General features: G+C 70.3%; 13 protein-coding genes and 1 pseudogene. 9 read left to right on the top strand and 5 right to left on the bottom strand.

Features of this window, described 5'->3' with window-relative positions; translation table 11 throughout:
- The first annotated feature begins 107 nt into the window (after positions 1–107).
- From BLU22_RS04795 to BLU22_RS04775, 5 genes are all read left to right on the top strand, one after another.
- On the top strand, positions 108–2,393 hold the full coding sequence (locus tag BLU22_RS04795) for an ABC transporter permease subunit (RefSeq protein WP_090212546.1): 2,286 nt from the start codon (positions 108–110) through the stop codon (positions 2,391–2,393).
- Between the two features lie 21 nt (positions 2,394–2,414).
- Positions 2,415–4,085, top strand: a complete 1,671-nt coding sequence (gene pstA / locus BLU22_RS04790; RefSeq protein WP_090212544.1) for a phosphate ABC transporter permease PstA — start codon at positions 2,415–2,417, stop codon at positions 4,083–4,085.
- Positions 4,086–4,140: 55 nt separating this feature from the next.
- Positions 4,141–4,968: a phosphate ABC transporter ATP-binding protein PstB gene (pstB, locus tag BLU22_RS04785; RefSeq protein ID WP_090212542.1), complete on the top strand. Its 828-nt coding sequence runs from the start codon at positions 4,141–4,143 to the stop codon at positions 4,966–4,968.
- 82 nt (positions 4,969–5,050) lie between these two features.
- Positions 5,051–5,779, top strand: coding sequence for a phosphate signaling complex protein PhoU (phoU, locus tag BLU22_RS04780; RefSeq protein WP_090212541.1), 729 nt, complete (start codon positions 5,051–5,053; stop codon positions 5,777–5,779).
- Positions 5,780–5,871: 92 nt separating this feature from the next.
- Positions 5,872–6,789, top strand: a complete 918-nt coding sequence (locus BLU22_RS04775; protein WP_090212539.1) for a M23 family metallopeptidase — start codon at positions 5,872–5,874, stop codon at positions 6,787–6,789.
- 11 nt (positions 6,790–6,800) lie between these two features.
- On the opposite strand, the gene BLU22_RS04770 is transcribed toward BLU22_RS04775, so the two are convergent.
- From BLU22_RS04770 to phoB, 3 genes are all read right to left on the bottom strand, one after another.
- Positions 6,801–8,132 carry a hemolysin family protein gene (locus BLU22_RS04770; protein ID WP_090212537.1) on the bottom strand — a complete coding sequence of 444 codons (1,332 nt, stop codon included), beginning with the start codon at positions 8,130–8,132 and terminating at the stop codon, positions 6,801–6,803.
- A gap of 97 nt (positions 8,133–8,229) precedes the next feature.
- Entirely contained in the window at positions 8,230–9,531 is a 1,302-nt protein-coding gene (gene phoR / locus BLU22_RS04765; protein ID WP_090212536.1) for a phosphate regulon sensor histidine kinase PhoR, read from the bottom strand.
- Positions 9,532–9,586: 55 nt separating this feature from the next.
- Entirely contained in the window at positions 9,587–10,276 is a 690-nt protein-coding gene (phoB, locus tag BLU22_RS04760) for a phosphate regulon transcriptional regulator PhoB (protein ID WP_090212534.1), read from the bottom strand.
- A 175-nt stretch (positions 10,277–10,451) separates the two neighbouring features.
- Here phoB and BLU22_RS04755 point away from each other — a divergent pair.
- Positions 10,452–10,820 (top strand): annotated as a pseudogene (locus BLU22_RS04755) (COG4315 family predicted lipoprotein); the annotation flags it as partial.
- A 97-nt stretch (positions 10,821–10,917) separates the two neighbouring features.
- On the opposite strand, the gene ubiA reads toward BLU22_RS04755, so the two are convergent.
- On the bottom strand, positions 10,918–11,808 hold the full coding sequence (gene ubiA / locus BLU22_RS04750) for a 4-hydroxybenzoate octaprenyltransferase (RefSeq protein ID WP_090212532.1): 891 nt from the start codon (positions 11,806–11,808) through the stop codon (positions 10,918–10,920).
- 72 nt (positions 11,809–11,880) lie between these two features.
- The gene (locus BLU22_RS04745; protein ID WP_394327538.1) at positions 11,881–12,444 is read right to left on the bottom strand and encodes a chorismate--pyruvate lyase family protein; all 564 of its coding nucleotides are present in this window, start codon (positions 12,442–12,444) and stop codon (positions 11,881–11,883) included.
- Between the two features lie 216 nt (positions 12,445–12,660).
- Between BLU22_RS04745 and BLU22_RS04740 the strand changes: the two genes are divergently transcribed.
- The 3 genes from BLU22_RS04740 to hdhA all read left to right on the top strand — a co-directional run bounded on the left by BLU22_RS04740 (position 12,661) and on the right by hdhA (position 14,319).
- On the top strand, positions 12,661–12,933 hold the full coding sequence (locus BLU22_RS04740; RefSeq protein WP_090212530.1) for an HU family DNA-binding protein: 273 nt from the start codon (positions 12,661–12,663) through the stop codon (positions 12,931–12,933).
- Positions 12,934–13,031: 98 nt separating this feature from the next.
- Entirely contained in the window at positions 13,032–13,415 is a 384-nt protein-coding gene (locus BLU22_RS04735; RefSeq protein WP_090212529.1) for a helicase, read from the top strand.
- 139 nt (positions 13,416–13,554) lie between these two features.
- Positions 13,555–14,319, top strand: coding sequence for a 7-alpha-hydroxysteroid dehydrogenase (gene hdhA / locus BLU22_RS04730; RefSeq protein WP_090212527.1), 765 nt, complete (start codon positions 13,555–13,557; stop codon positions 14,317–14,319).
- The last annotated feature ends 7 nt before the right edge of the window (positions 14,320–14,326 follow it).

Genomic DNA, 14,326 nt, shown 5'->3' with positions numbered 1-14,326 from the left:
CGCCAGGCCCCATTCCGACGAGGCCCGCTTCTCCCGTGCGAGAGGCGGGCCTCGCCGCGTCCCGGCGCTGTCATTTTTATGTCATACGACCCCGCTAGGGTGAGCGCATGAACGACTTGGCTAAGCACATCATGACTTCTTCCACTTCCCCGCAGGCGCTGGACTTCAACACCCCGGCCCTGCAGCGCAAGCGCCGCCTGCGCGCCCTCAAGGATCGTCTGGCCCACTGGTACGTGTCGGTCGGCGGCCTGGCGGTGCTCGGCGCCATCACCCTGATCTTCTTCTACCTGGCCTACGTGGTGCTGCCGATCTTCGGCGGCGCCGAGCTGACCGCCCGTCCGGCGCAGCAGCCGGCCTGGCTGGCCGGCCAGGCCGAGCCGCTGCTGCTCGCCGTCGAGGAACAGAACCAGGTGGCGATGCGTCTGGACCGTGCCGGCCAGGTGCAGTTCTTCGATCTCAAGAGCGGCGAGGCGCTCAGCCGGCTGGCCGTGCCGCTGCCGGAGGGCGCGCGCATCGCCTCCCTCGGCGAGGACCAGCCGGGCAGCCGCACGCTGATCCTCGGCCTGTCCAACGGTCAGGCGCTGGTGCTGCAGCACAACTACAAGGTCAGCTACCCGGACAACGTCAAGACCATCGTCCCGCAGCTCGATTACCCGTTCGGCCGCGAGCCGCTGACCCTCGACGCCCAGGGCCGCGCCCTCGACCACGTCGCCCTCAACGTCAACGGCTCGACCCTGATGCTGGCCGCCGCCACCGGCAGCGAGCTGCACGTGCGCAGCCTGAGCCGCGAGGAAAACCTGTTCACCGGCGAGGTGACCCTCGACGAGCAGCGCCTTGCCCTGCCGCAGATCGGCGAGCCGGTGCAGGCACTGGTCATCGACCCGCGCCACCTGTGGCTGTACGTGATCAACGGCCGCGCCACCGCCGACGTCTTCGACCTGCGCAAGCAGGCGCTCAACGGCCGCTACAAGCTGGCCGGCGACGCCGAAACGCGGGTCACCGCGGTCAGCCCGCTGCTCGGCGGCATCTCGCTGATGATCGGCAACTCGACCGGCGGCATCGCCCAGTGGTTCATGGTCCGCGACGCCGACGGCAAGGCCGAGCTGACCCGCATCCGCGAGTTCCAGCTGGGCGACAGCCCGGTCACCCAGATCCTGCCCGAGGAGCGCCGCAAGGGCTTCGTCGCCCTGGACGCCGCGGGCACCCTCGGGGTGTTCCACAGCACCGCGCACCGCACCCTGCTCAGCGAGCCGGTCGCCGAGGGCGCCGCCCTGGCCGCGCTGTCGCCGCGCGCCAGCCGCGTGCTGGTGGAGAGCGAGGGCCGCCTGCAGCGCTTCGTGCTCGACAACCCGCACCCGGAAGTGTCGTGGAGCGCGCTGTGGAGCAAGGTCTGGTACGAAAGCTACGACGAGCCCAAGTACGTCTGGCAGTCGACCTCGGCCAACACCGACTTCGAGCCCAAGCTGAGCCTCGCGCCGCTGGCCTTCGGCACCCTCAAGGCGGCCTTCTACGCCATGCTGCTGGCCGCCCCGCTGGCGATCTGCGCGGCGATCTACACCGCCTACTTCATGGCCCCGACCCTGCGCCGCAAGGTCAAGCCGGTGATCGAGCTGATGGAGGCGCTGCCCACGGTGATCCTCGGCTTCTTCGCCGGCCTGTTCCTCGCCCCCTACGTCGAGGGCCACCTGCCGGGCATCTTCAGCCTACTGCTGCTCACCCCGGTGGGCATCGTGCTGGCCGCCTGGGGCTGGAGCCGCCTGCCGGAGAGCATCCGCCTGCGTGTGCCGGACGGCTGGGAAGCGGCGCTGCTGATCCCGGTGATCCTCGCCCTCGGCGCCTTCTCGCTGAGCATCAGCGGCCACCTGGAGAACTGGTTCTTCGGCGGCGACATGCGCCTGTGGCTGAGCAACGACCTGGGCATTCCCTTCGACCAGCGCAACGCCCTGGTGGTCGGCCTGGCGATGGGCTTCGCGGTGATCCCCAACATCTACTCGATCGCCGAGGACGCGGTGTTCAGCGTGCCCAAGAGCCTCACCTACGGCTCCCTGGCGCTCGGCGCCACGCCCTGGCAGACCCTCACCCGGGTGGTGATCCTCACCGCCAGTCCGGGGATCTTCTCGGCGCTGATGATCGGCCTGGGTCGCGCGGTGGGCGAGACGATGATCGTGCTGATGGCCACCGGCAACACGCCGATCATGGAGGCCAACATCTTCGAGGGCCTGCGCACCCTGGCCGCCAACGTGGCGGTGGAGATGCCCGAGTCCGAAGTCGGCGGCACCCACTATCGCGTGCTGTTCCTCGCCGCGCTGGTGCTGCTGATGTTCACCTTCGTGATGAACACCGCGGCCGAGGTGATCCGCACCCGCCTGCGCAAGAAATATGCCTCGCTCTGAGACCGGCAAAGGTAGACGTCCGTGAAACAGCAAACCCTGAAATCCTGGTTCAAGAGCGGCTCGCCCTGGGTCTGGCTGAACGCCGGCGCGGTGGCCATCGCCGTGATCATGACCCTGGGCCTGCTGGCGGTGATCGCCAGCCGCGGCCTCGGCCACTTCTGGCCGGCCGACGTGATCGAGGCCGAGTACCGCATCCCCGGCCAGCCGGCGCGGCTGATGGCCGGCGAGGCGGTGGAGAGCGAAGAGGTACCGCGCGCCCGGCTGGCCGCCAGCGGCCTGCCGGTGGATGCCGCCGGCGGCGAGTTCATGACCCGCGAGCTGCTCAAGGTCGGCAACCGCGAGGTGTTCGGCGCCGACTTCAGCTGGGTGATCGCCGAGTGGCTGCATGAGCCGCGCACCCCCGAGGACCTGCTGGTGCTGGAGCGCCGCGAGTGGGGCAACTTCTACGGCTACCTGCTCAGCGTCAGCGAGAACGGCCAGGTGGTGGCCAGCGGCGCGGCGGCCATCGACGCCCTGCAGCAGCGCATCGAGCGCGGCAACGCCCTGCACGCCGAGGTGATGCGCCTGGAGAAGGGCGAGATCGGCCGGATCAACCACGGCCTGGAACGCCTGCGCCTGAAGACCCGCAAGCTGGAGCTGGAAGGCCGCCTGACCGCCACCGCGCAGGCCGACCTGGACGCCGAGCGCGCCCAGCTGGACGCCGACTATCGGGTGCTGGAGGCGCGCCTGGTCGGCCTGCAGCAGCAGGTCGGCCGCGACAGCCTGCGGGTGCGCACCGCCGACGGCCGCGAGCAGGAGATCGGCATGGACAAGATCGTCCGCGCCTACCAGCCCAACGCCATGGGCCTGTTCGACAAGCTGGGCTTCTACTTCGCCAAGCTGTGGGAGTTCGTCAGCGACGAGCCGCGCGAGGCCAACACCGAGGGCGGCGTGTTCCCGGCGATCTTCGGCACCGTGCTGATGACCCTGATCATGGCGATCATCGTTACCCCGTTCGGGGTGATCGCTGCGGTCTACCTGCGCGAGTACGCCAGGCAGGGCTGGCTGACCCGGGTGATCCGCATCGCGGTGAACAACCTGGCCGGCGTACCGTCGATCGTCTACGGGGTGTTCGGCCTGGGCTTCTTCGTCTACGTGCTGGGCGGCTCGCTGGACCGGCTGTTCTTCCCCGAGTCCGCGCCGGCGCCGACCTTCGGCACCCCGGGCCTGATGTGGGCCTCGCTGACCCTGGCGATCCTCACCCTGCCGGTGGTCATCGTCGCCACCGAGGAAGGCCTGGCGCGCATCCCGCGCGCCCTGCGCGAAGGCTCGCTGGCGCTCGGCGCAACCAAGGCCGAGACGCTGTGGAAGGTGGTGCTGCCGATGGCCAGCCCGGCGATGATGACCGGCCTGATCCTCGCCGTGGCGCGCGCCGCCGGCGAGGTGGCGCCGCTGATGCTGGTCGGCGTGGTCAAGCTGGCGCCGAGTCTGCCGCTGGACGGCAACTACCCCTACCTGCACCTCGACCAGAAGATCATGCACCTGGGCTTCCACATCTACGACGTCGGTTTTCAGAGCCCCAACGTCGAGGCCGCCCGGCCGCTGGTGTACGCCACCGCGCTGCTGCTGGTGCTGGTCATCGCGCTGCTGAACTTCAGCGCGGTGTACATCCGCAACCACCTGCGCGAGAAGTACAAGGCGCTGGAACACTGATTGCCGGCCGGGACGCCCCTGGCGTCCCGCCGCCCCGGATCCAATGGAGCACAACATGCAACATCAAGCCCACGGCATCGACCTCGACGCGCTCGGCCGCAAGCGCCAGGTGCTCAATCTGGCCGAGGAGCCGCTGGCCCTGGAAGTGGCCGGCCTGGACCTCTACTACGGCGAGAAGCAGGCGCTGTTCGACGTCAACATGCGCATTCCCAAGCACCGCGTCACCGCCTTCATCGGCCCCAGCGGCTGTGGCAAGTCGACCCTGCTGCGCACCTTCAACCGGATGAACGATCTGGTCGACGGCTGCCGCGTCGACGGCGAGATCCGCCTCGACGGCCACAACATCTACCGCAAGGGCGAGGACGTCGCCGAGCTGCGCCGCCGCGTCGGCATGGTGTTCCAGAAGCCCAACCCGTTCCCCAAGAGCATCTACGAGAACGTGGTCTACGGCCTGCGCATCCAGGGCATCAACCAGAAGCGCGTGCTCGACGAGACCGTCGAGTGGGCGCTGAAGAGCGCGGCGTTGTGGGACGAGGTCAAGGACCGCCTGCACGACTCGGCGCTGGGCCTCTCCGGCGGCCAGCAGCAGCGTCTGGTGATCGCCCGCACCGTGGCGGTGCGCCCGGAAGTGCTGTTGCTCGACGAACCCTGCTCGGCGCTCGACCCGATCTCCACCCTCAAGGTCGAGGAGCTGATCAACGAGCTGAAGGGTCAGTACACCATCGTCATCGTCACCCACAACATGCAGCAGGCGGCGCGGGTTTCCGACTACACCGCCTTCATGTACATGGGCAAACTGGTCGAGTACGGCGACACCGACACCCTGTTCACCAACCCGGCGAAGAAGCAGACCGAGGACTACATCACCGGTCGCTACGGCTAGTGCGCGGGGGCGGGGTGCGCCAGGCGCACCGGGGAAGGGCGCGCGCGGCGCACCCGACAGTCAGCTATTGCGGAGTCAATCCATGATCAACAAAGACAGCCTCAACCACCACATCTCCGCACAGTTCAACGCCGAACTGGAGGACATCCGCAGCCACCTGCTGGCGATGGGCGGGCTGGTGGAGAAACAGGTCAACGACGCGGTCAACGCGCTGGTGGAGGCCGACTCGGGCCTGGCCCAGCAGGTGCGCGAGGTGGACGACCAGATCAACCAGATGGAGCGCGACATCGACGAGGAATGCGTGCGCATCCTCGCCCGCCGCCAGCCGGCGGCCTCCGACCTGCGCCTGATCATCAGCATCTCCAAGTCGGTGATCGACCTCGAACGCATCGGCGACGAGGCCAGCAAGATCGCCAAGCGCGCCATCCAGCTGTGCGAGGAGGGCGAGGCGCCGCGCGGCTACGTCGAGGTGCGCCACATCGGCGAGCAGGTGCGCAAGATGGTCCAGGAGTCGCTGGACGCCTTCGCCCGCTTCGACGCCGAGCTGGCGCTGTCGGTGGCGCAGTACGACAAGACCGTCGACCGCGAGTACAAGACCGCGCTGCGCGAGCTGGTCACCTACATGATGGAAGACCCGCGCTCGATCTCCCGGGTGCTCAGCGTGATCTGGGCGCTGCGCTCGCTGGAGCGGATCGGCGACCACGCGCGCAACATCGCCGAACTGGTTATCTACCTGGTGCGCGGCACCGACGTGCGCCACATCGGCCTGGAGCGCATGCAGGCCGAGGTCAAGGGCGAAGGCTCGCGCTGAGCCGCGCGGGCGCCTTTGCGCCGCCGGTCACAGCCCGGCGGCGGGCGGGTTGCTAGGCTTGCCGGCGTTTCCCTCCCTGCCCCGGTGCTGCCATGCTCGTCCGCCCGCTCTGCGCCGCCCTGCTGCTGGCGCTGGCCACTCCGGCCGGCGCCCTGACCATCTACCGGCACGTCGACGCCAGCGGCGTGGTGGCGTTCAGCGACCGCCCGGCGCCCGGCGCGCACCTCGTGCAGCTGGGCGAGCTGGCCGCCGCCGAACAGGCCCGCGACAGCGCCGAGATCCAGCGCAGCGTGCACCTCGACACCCTGCGCCATGCCGGCGGCCACACCCTGCGGGTGCGCAACGAGCTGTTCGCCCCGGTGCAGATCGAGCTGCGCCTGGAGGACACCGACAACCTCGCCGGCGCGCCGCGGCAGCCGGTGCGCTGGATCCTCCCGCCGCGCAGCCAGATCCGCCTGTTGACCCTGGCGCCGCGCGACCCGGCCCAGCCGCCGCGCTACACCCCCAGGCTGCGCTATGCCCTCGGCGATCCGCGCCTGTTGCCCAAGCCGCACCGCTACCCGCTGCCCTGGGCCGGCGGGCCGTTCCGCCAGAGCCAGGGCGCCAACGGCACCTACAGCCACTTCACCCCCAAGGGCCGCTACGCGGTGGACATCGCCATGCCCGAGGGCACGCCGATCCTCGCCGCGCGCGCCGGGATGGTGGTCGCCACCCTCAACGACCAGGCCGGTGCCGCGCCCAATCCGGCCGGCAACTTCGTGCGCATCCTCCACGACGACGGCACCATGGGTGTCTACCTGCACCTGCAGCAGGGCTCGCTGCAGGTGGCCGCCGGGCAGCGGGTGCGCGCCGGGCAGCGCATCGCCCGCTCCGGCAACACCGGGCGCAGCAGCGGCCCGCACCTGCACTTCGTGGTGCAGCGCAACGTCGGCATGGCGGTGGAGTCGATCCCCTTCCGCTTCGCCCAGCCGGTGGACAGCCTGCCCAACTTCGCCGTCGGCGGCGACTGAGGCGCCGCCGCTCAGCTCTGGCGCAGCACCTTGGCGATAACGATCTTCGGGCCGCGCATCTTCTTGACGATGATGCGCAGGCCGTGGGTCTGGAGGATCTCGTCCTCCTCGGGCAGGCGCTTGAGGCTGTCGTAGACCAGCCCGGCCAGGGTATCGGCCTCGACGTCGTCGAGGTCGACCGCCAGCAGGCGCTCGATCTTGAACAGCGGCGTGTCGCCGCGCACCAGCAGCTTGCCCGGCTGGTAGGCGAGCAGGCCGCGCTCGGTCTTGCGGTGCTCGTCCTGGATGTCGCCGACCAGCACCTCCAGCACGTCCTCCATGGTCAGGAAGCCGACCACCTTGCCGTCGGCCTCCTCGACCAGGGCGAAGTGCGCGCCGCCCTGGCGGAACTGTTCGAGCAGGCGGCTCAGCGGCAGGTGCTTGGAGACTCGCTCCAGCGGCCGCAGCAGGGCTTGCAGGTCGAAGGCCGCGGTGTCGCCGGCGCCGGGCAGGGCCAGCAGCAGGTCCTTGATGTGCAGCACGCCGACGAAGCGCTGCTCGGCGTCGAGCACCGGGTAGCGGCTGTACTTGTGCAGGCGCACCCGCTCGAGGATCGCCTCCAGGCTGTCGTCGACGTGCAGGCAGACCAGATCCTCGCGGGAGTTGGCCCAGTCGACCACCTCCAGCTCGCCCAGCTCCACCGCCGAGGCCAGCACGCGCATGTCCTGGTCGCTCGGATCGCGGGCGCGGCTGGAGTGGAGGATCAGCTTGAGTTCGTCGCGGCTGTAGTGGTGCTCGTGGTGAGGCCCCGGCTCGCCCTGCCCGGCGATGCGCAGGATGGCGTTGGCGCTGGCGTTGAGCAGCCAGATCGCCGGGTACATCGTCCAGTAGAAGGCGTACAGCGGCGCTGCGGTCCACAGCGACAGGCGCTCGGGCTGGCGGATCGCCCAGGACTTGGGCGCCAGCTCGCCGATCACGATGTGCAGGTAGGAAATGATGAAGAACGCCGAGAAGAAGGCGATGCCGTGCACCAGCGCCGGCGAGTCGACGCCGGCGCGGGCCAGCAGGGGTTCGAGCAGGTGGGCGAAGGCCGGCTCGCCGACCCAGCCCAGGCCCAGCGAGGCCAGGGTGATGCCCAGCTGGCAGGCCGACAGGTAGGCGTCGAGCTGGCCGTGCACGGTGCGCAGGATATGCCCGCGCCAGCCGTGCTGGCTGGCGATGGTCTCGACGCGGGTGGCGCGCAGCTTGACCATGGCGAACTCGGCGGCGACGAAGAAGCCGTTGAGCAGGACCAGGAACAGGGCGAACAGCAGCAGGCCGATATCGGCGAAATAACTGGCGAGGTGACTCGACGCTGGGTCCATGATGGCCGCGGGTAGTGGAGGGAGCGCCAAGCATGGCCGCCGCCCGCGGATCTGACAAGCGGCCGCGGCGGCCCGCCTCGCGCGGCGGGCGGGCGGCTCAGCGCGTGGCGATCTGCGCCGGCGGGAAGTGGCAGACGAAGCTGCTGCCCTTGCCCGGCGTGCTGCTGATCTCCAGCCGCGCGCGGTGGCGCAGCAGCACGTGCTTGACGATGGCCAGGCCCAGGCCGGTGCCGCCGGTGTTGGCCGCGCGGCTGGCGTCGACCCGGTAGAAACGCTCGGTGAGGCGCGGGATATGCTTGGCCTCGATGCCCGGGCCGCTGTCCTGCACCGCCAGGTGCGCGCCCTCGGCGTCGCGCCAGCAGCGGATACGGATGTCGCCGCCCTCGGGGCTGTACTTGACCGCGTTGAACACCAGGTTGGAGAAGGCGCTGCGCAGCTCCGCCTCGCTGCCCTTGAGCAGCAGCGCCGGGTCGGCCTGCAGCTCGATGCGGTGGCCGCGTTCGGCGGACAGGGCGATGGCGTCGCTGCGGATGCTCTGCAGCAGCGGCGCGACGGCCACCGGCCGGTTGTCGGCCGGGTAGTCGGTGGCCTCCAGGCGCGCCAGCAGCAGCAGGTCGGTGAGCAGGTTCTGCATCCGCGTGCCCTGTTGCTGCATCTGCTGCAGGGCGCGGCGCCAGCGCGGCTGCACCTCGTCGACGTTGTCCAGTAGGGTTTCCAGGTAGCCGGTCAGCACGGTCAGCGGGGTGCGCAGCTCGTGGGAGACGTTGGCGACGAAGTCCTTGCGCATCTGTTCGAGCTGGTGGACGCGGGTCACGTCGCGCACCAGCATCAGGTGCTCGCCGTTGCCGTAGAGGGTCAGCTGGAACTGCAGGCGGATGTGGTCGCCGACCGGCGAGGGCAGCTCCAGCGGCTCGCCGTAGTTCTCCTGGGCGAAGTATTCCTTGAAGCGCGGATGGCGCACCAGGTTGGTGATCGGCTGGCCGCCGTCCTGGGTGGCCTTGAGGCCGAGCAGGGTCTCGGCGGCGCGGTTCCACCATTCCAGGTTGCCCTGGGCGTCGAGCATGATCACCGCATCGCGCAGCGCCGCGGTGGACTCCTGCACCCGGTCGATCACCGCCTGCAGGCGCCCGCGGGCGCGCTGGTTGCGCTTCTGCAGGTGGTAGATGGCGTCGAACACCTCGCCCCACAGGCCGTTGCTCTCCGGCGGCAGCTCGTCGGGGCCGGCGTGCTTGAGCCACAGGTAGAGGCGCACCAGCTGGCGCAGGTTCCAGTACAGGTAGGCGCCGAGGCCGGCGACCAGGCTCCAGGCGTATTCGCCGCTGATCAGGCCGAGCAGCAGGCTGAGGCTGACCACCGTCAGCACGCGCCGGGACAGGAGGCCGCGCCAGTCTTGATTCACCTTGCAATCCTTGTCGAGCGGCCGCCCGGGGCGGCGGGAAAGCCGGGCATCGGCCTCAGCTCTTGGTGGAGAAACGATAGCCGGTGCCGCGCACCGTCTGCACCAGATTCTCGTAGCCCTCGCCGAGCGCCTTGCGCAGGCGACGGATGTGCACGTCGACGGTGCGCTCCTCGACGTAGACGTTGCCGCCCCACACCTGGTCGAGCAGCTGGCTGCGCGTGTAGGCGCGTTCCTGGTGGGTCATGAAGAACTGCAGCAGGCGGTATTCGGTCGGGCCCATCTCGGCCGGCTTGCCGTCGATGGTGACGCGGTGGCCGAGCGGGTCGAGGACCAGGCCGCCGACCTCGATCGGCGTCTCGCCGTCGCTGGTGCCGGTGCGGCGCAGCACCGCCTTGAGGCGGGCGACCAGCTCGCGCGGCGAGAACGGCTTGGTGATGTAGTCGTCGGCGCCGACCTCCAGGCCCTGGATCTTGTTGTCCTCCTCGCCCTTGGCGGTGAGCATGATGATCGGCGTGGCGGCGGTCAGCTCGTCGCGCTTGAGGCGCCGCGCCAGCTCGATGCCGCTGGTGCCGGGCAGCATCCAGTCGAGCAGGATCAGGTCCGGCTTGCGGTCGACGATCAGCGCGTGGGCCTGCTGGGTGTTCTCCGCCTCCAGGCACTCGTAGCCGGCCATTTCCAGCGCGACGGCGATCATCTCGCGGATCGGTGCTTCGTCGTCGACGATGAGGATGGATTTGCCAACCATGGGGGTCTCTGCTCTCCGTGTGTGTAAGCGGCATTACATAACGGAATTGTTGCAGCGGTGTGACAGGTCGGCGCCGCCGTCCGTTGCCCGGCTATGCTCAGGGAGCCGCCGCGGCGCGGGCACGCATCCGCCGCTCGGGCGGCGGCATTCTTCCATTGTGAGCGAGGATACTGCGATGTCGAGAATCTCCGCGACGCTGGCGCTGCTGGCCGCCCTGGGCGGTCTGCACGGCGCCGCCGTGGCGGCCGAGCCGGCGACGGCCAGGGACGGCGTGCTGGTCGATGGCCGCGGCATGACCCTGTACACCTTCGACAAGGACGGCGACGGGCGCTCCAGCTGCCACGACGCCTGCGCGGCCAACTGGCCGCCGCTGCTGGCCGGCCCGGACGCGGCCGCCTCCGGCGACTGGAGCCTGGTGGCGCGCCCGGACGGCAGCCGGCAATGGGCCTATCGCGGCCGCCCGCTGTACACCTTCGTCCACGACCGCCAGCCGGGCGAGCGCAGCGGCGACGGGCGGATGGGCGTCTGGCATGCGGCGCATCCGCACGCCCACGAGGCGCCGCCAAGCATGCCGGGCATGCCGCCCGGCAGCGGGATGGACGGCGGGCTGCGCGACGGCCTGCAGCGCTGAGCGGCCGGGTTCAGCGCAGCGCGTAGTCCAGCACGGTGCCGGCGAGGATCGCCAGACCCGCCCAGTGGTTGTGCAGGAAGGCGTGGAAGCAGGCCATGCGCTCGCCTCCGCGGGTGCTGCGGTACTCCCAGAGGAAGCAGCCGGCGGCGAGCGCCAGGCCAAGCTGGAACCAGGCGCTCAGACCGAAGTGCAGGCCGGCGAGCAGCAGGCAGAGCAAGTGCACGCCCTGCAGGGCGGCGATGATTTGCCGGTCGGCGCGGCCGAACAGGATGGCCGTGGACTTCACCCCGATGCGCAGGTCGTCGTCGCGGTCGGTCATCGCGTAGTAGGTGTCGTAGGCCACCGTCCAGGCCAGGTTGGCCAGGTAGAGCAGCCAGGCCGCCGCCGGCAGTTCGCCGCGGGTGGCGCTGAAGGTCATCAGGATGCCCCAGGAATAGGCCGCGCCGAGCACCACCTGGGGCAGATGGGTGTGGCGCTTCATGAACGGATACAGCGCCGCCAGCCCCAGGGCGCCGAACGACAGGGCGATGGTGAACGGATCGGTGAGCAGCACCAGGGCGAAGGCGGCGAACATCAGCGCGGCGAACAGCGCCAGCGCCTCGCGCCCGCTGACCCGCCCGCTGGCCAGCGGGCGGTCGCGGGTGCGCTTGACGTGGCCGTCGAACTCGCGGTCGGCGTAGTCGTTGATCGCGCAGCCGGCCGAACGGGTCAGCACCACGCCGAGGCCGAAGATCAGCAGCAGCCCCGGCGACGGCACGCCCTCGGCGGCGATCCACAGCGCGGTGAGGGTCGGCCAGAGCAGCAGGTAGATGCCGATCGGCCGGTTCAGGCGGGTCAGGTCGATGAAGTCCTGGGCGCGCGGGTGCAGGCGGGCCAGGGCGTTGAGCAGGAAGGCGGGCATCGCGGGGCTCCGGTGGGCGAAGGGCCGATTATAGGCCCGGGGTGGCGCGGGCCGTCTGCCGTGCGCCGGCGCTCAGCGCCGGGCGGCGTCCGCCCGCCACAGCGCCGGCAGGAACACCTCGGCGACCAGCACGCCGAGGCCGGCGCGGCGGAACAGCGAGCGGCGTCCCCACAGGCCGGCCTCGCGCACCGCCACGGGCAGCAGCTCGGCCGGGTAGCGGCAGGCCTCGATGGGCTCGCGCGCGAAGGCCGGATCGCTGAACAGCAGGTGGCCGAGCGAGCGGTTGCCGAGCGCGGCGAGGGCGAAGGGCTCGCGCTCCAGAGCGACGCGCGTCGCCACGCTGCGGGCGAACACCCAGGGCTGGCCGGCGCCGTGCAGGTAGACCTCGCGCGCCCAGCCTTCGCTGCCGGACGGCGCGCCGAGGGCGGCGCACTCGTCGTCGCGCAGCAGCTGCCAGCCTTCGCACAGCGGCTCGACGGCGAAGCGTCCGGCGCCGAGGGCGGTGAGGCGGCGGGTCAGCGAGCCCTGCTCGTTCAGCCAGTCCAGTTCGCGGGCGCTGGGGGCGGGGTGCAGTCGGTCGGTGGCCAGCCACGTGGGGCCGGCGGAAACGGAATGGGGCACGATGACGGTGGGCAAGGGCAAACGGGGCGGCCAGTCTAGCATGTGCCCGCCGGAGCGGCCCGGCGCGCCTGTGCGCGGCTTCTCTACGCCCATTGGCTAGGCTGGCGCGACCCACCCCAGCATGCCATCCTTGCCGGGTCAGCCGCGTGCCAGAGCCTGCGGCTGACAGGGAGAAGGGCGACTGCGCGTGCCGCAGTCCATCAACAACAAGAACAATCTCATGAGGCACTTATGCGTAAACCGGAACTCGTGGCCGCCGTCGCGGAACAGGCCGATCTCAGCAGGGAACAGGCCAGCCGCGTGATCAACGCGCTGCTCGACGAAATCACCCAGGCCCTGCACCGCGAAGACAGCGTGACCCTGGTGGGCTTCGGCACCTTCCTGCAACGCCATCGCGGCGCGCGCATGGGCAAGAACCCGCAGACCGGCGAGCCGGTCAAGATCCGCGCCAGCAACACCGTTTCCTTCAAGCCGGGCAAGGCGCTGCGCGACGCGGTGAGCTGAGCGCCCGCCGTTCGCCGCCCGGAGCCGGCCGGCTCCGGGCCACTGCCGCGGCATGTTCCGACAGCGTCGTCCGCTCATCCGCATCCGAGGATGCCACCGTGAAATTCCGCCTCCTGCTCTGGTTGCTGGGGCGCCTGCTGGCCCGCGCCAGCCGCAGCAACGCCGTGTTCCGTGCCCAGCTGCAAGACCGCGAACTGGTCTTCCAGCTGCAGACCCAGGACGGGCGCATCGCCCGCCACTACCGGGTCGAGAACCAGCGCATCCACAGCGCCGCCGGCAGCGTGCCCCATCCGGCGTTCAGCATCGCCTTCCGCGACGCCGCCTACGGCTTCGCCACCCTCACCGCCGCCAACCGGCAACTGGCCTTCATGCAGGGCATCCAGAACAAGGACATCCAGATCAGCGGCAATCCGGCGCTGGCGATCTGGTTCCAGGGCCTGGTGCAGCAGCTGCGTCCGGGCCGGCGCCAGGCCGCAGGCTAATAACCGGCGCCCTTGCCGGCGCCGCCAGCTCCCGTACATCCGCAGCCCGCAGCGTGCCTGCCTCCAGGGTGCGTTTGTCCTGCCCGTCGATCTCGCCTATACCCAAGGACGGTACGGATTCCACAACCGGGAGAAGACGATGTCGGTATTCGACGCATTCGGACTACAAGGGCAGGTGGCCATCGTCACCGGCGCGGGCGCCGGGATCGGCCGCGCCATCGCCGAACTGTTCGCCGCCGCCGGCGCGGCGGTGGTGGTCGGCGACCTGCAGCAGGCCAGCGCCGAGGCGCTGGCCGGGGAACTCCTCGCCGCCGGTCACCGCGCCTGCGCGCAGGCCTGCGACGTGACCCGCGCGGCGGATCGCGAAGCCCTGGTGGAGGCGGCGCTGGCCCATTTCGGACGGATCGATCTGCTGGTCAACAATGCCGGCGGCGGCGGCCCGAAACCCTTCGACATGCCCCTGGAAACCTTCGTCAAGGCTTTCGAGCTGAACGTGTTCTCGGTGTTCCACCTCGCCCAGCTCTGCGCGCCGCACATGGAGCGCGCCGGCGGCGGGGCGATCCTCAACATCAGCTCGATGGCCGGCGAGAACAAGAACGTGCAGATGGCCGCCTACGCCGCCTCGAAGGCGGCGGAGAACCACCTGACCCGCAACATCGCCTTCGATCTCGGTCCGCGCGGCATCCGCGTCAACGCCATCGCCCCCGGCGCGATCCGCACCGCGGCGCTGGCCAAGGTGCTCAGCGCCGAGACCGAGCGGGCGATGCTCCGCCACACCCCGCTGGGCCGCCTGGGCGAAGGCCGCGACATCGCCTACGCCGCGCTGTTCCTCTGCTCGCCGGCGGCGGCGTGGATCAGCGGCCAGGTGCTGACGGTCAGCGGCGGCGGCCAGCAGGAGCTGTGAGGGCGCC

Source organism: Pseudomonas guangdongensis (genome assembly GCF_900105885.1).
Taxonomy (GTDB): domain Bacteria; phylum Pseudomonadota; class Gammaproteobacteria; order Pseudomonadales; family Pseudomonadaceae; genus Geopseudomonas; species Geopseudomonas guangdongensis.
The sequence above is the reverse complement of the archived record's forward strand: the minus strand, read 5'-3'. Positions and strand labels throughout refer to the sequence as shown.

Bases quoted from the DNA above. Each gene is read 5' to 3' on its own strand.
- BLU22_RS04795 (WP_090212546.1), top strand. From the start codon at position 108: ATGAACGACTTGGCTAAGCACATCATGACTTCTTCCACTTCCCCGCAG.
- BLU22_RS04775 (WP_090212539.1), top strand. From the start codon at position 5,872: ATGCTCGTCCGCCCGCTCTGCGCCGCCCTGCTGCTGGCGCTGGCCACT.
- hdhA (WP_090212527.1), top strand. From the start codon at position 13,555: ATGTCGGTATTCGACGCATTCGGACTACAAGGGCAGGTGGCCATCGTC.
- BLU22_RS04740 (WP_090212530.1), top strand. From the start codon at position 12,661: ATGCGTAAACCGGAACTCGTGGCCGCCGTCGCGGAACAGGCCGATCTC.
- phoB (WP_090212534.1), bottom strand. From the start codon at position 10,276: ATGGTTGGCAAATCCATCCTCATCGTCGACGACGAAGCACCGATCCGC.
- pstB (WP_090212542.1), top strand. From the start codon at position 4,141: ATGCAACATCAAGCCCACGGCATCGACCTCGACGCGCTCGGCCGCAAG.
- ubiA (WP_090212532.1), bottom strand. From the start codon at position 11,808: ATGCCCGCCTTCCTGCTCAACGCCCTGGCCCGCCTGCACCCGCGCGCC.
- phoU (WP_090212541.1), top strand. From the start codon at position 5,051: ATGATCAACAAAGACAGCCTCAACCACCACATCTCCGCACAGTTCAAC.
- BLU22_RS04770 (WP_090212537.1), bottom strand. From the start codon at position 8,132: ATGGACCCAGCGTCGAGTCACCTCGCCAGTTATTTCGCCGATATCGGC.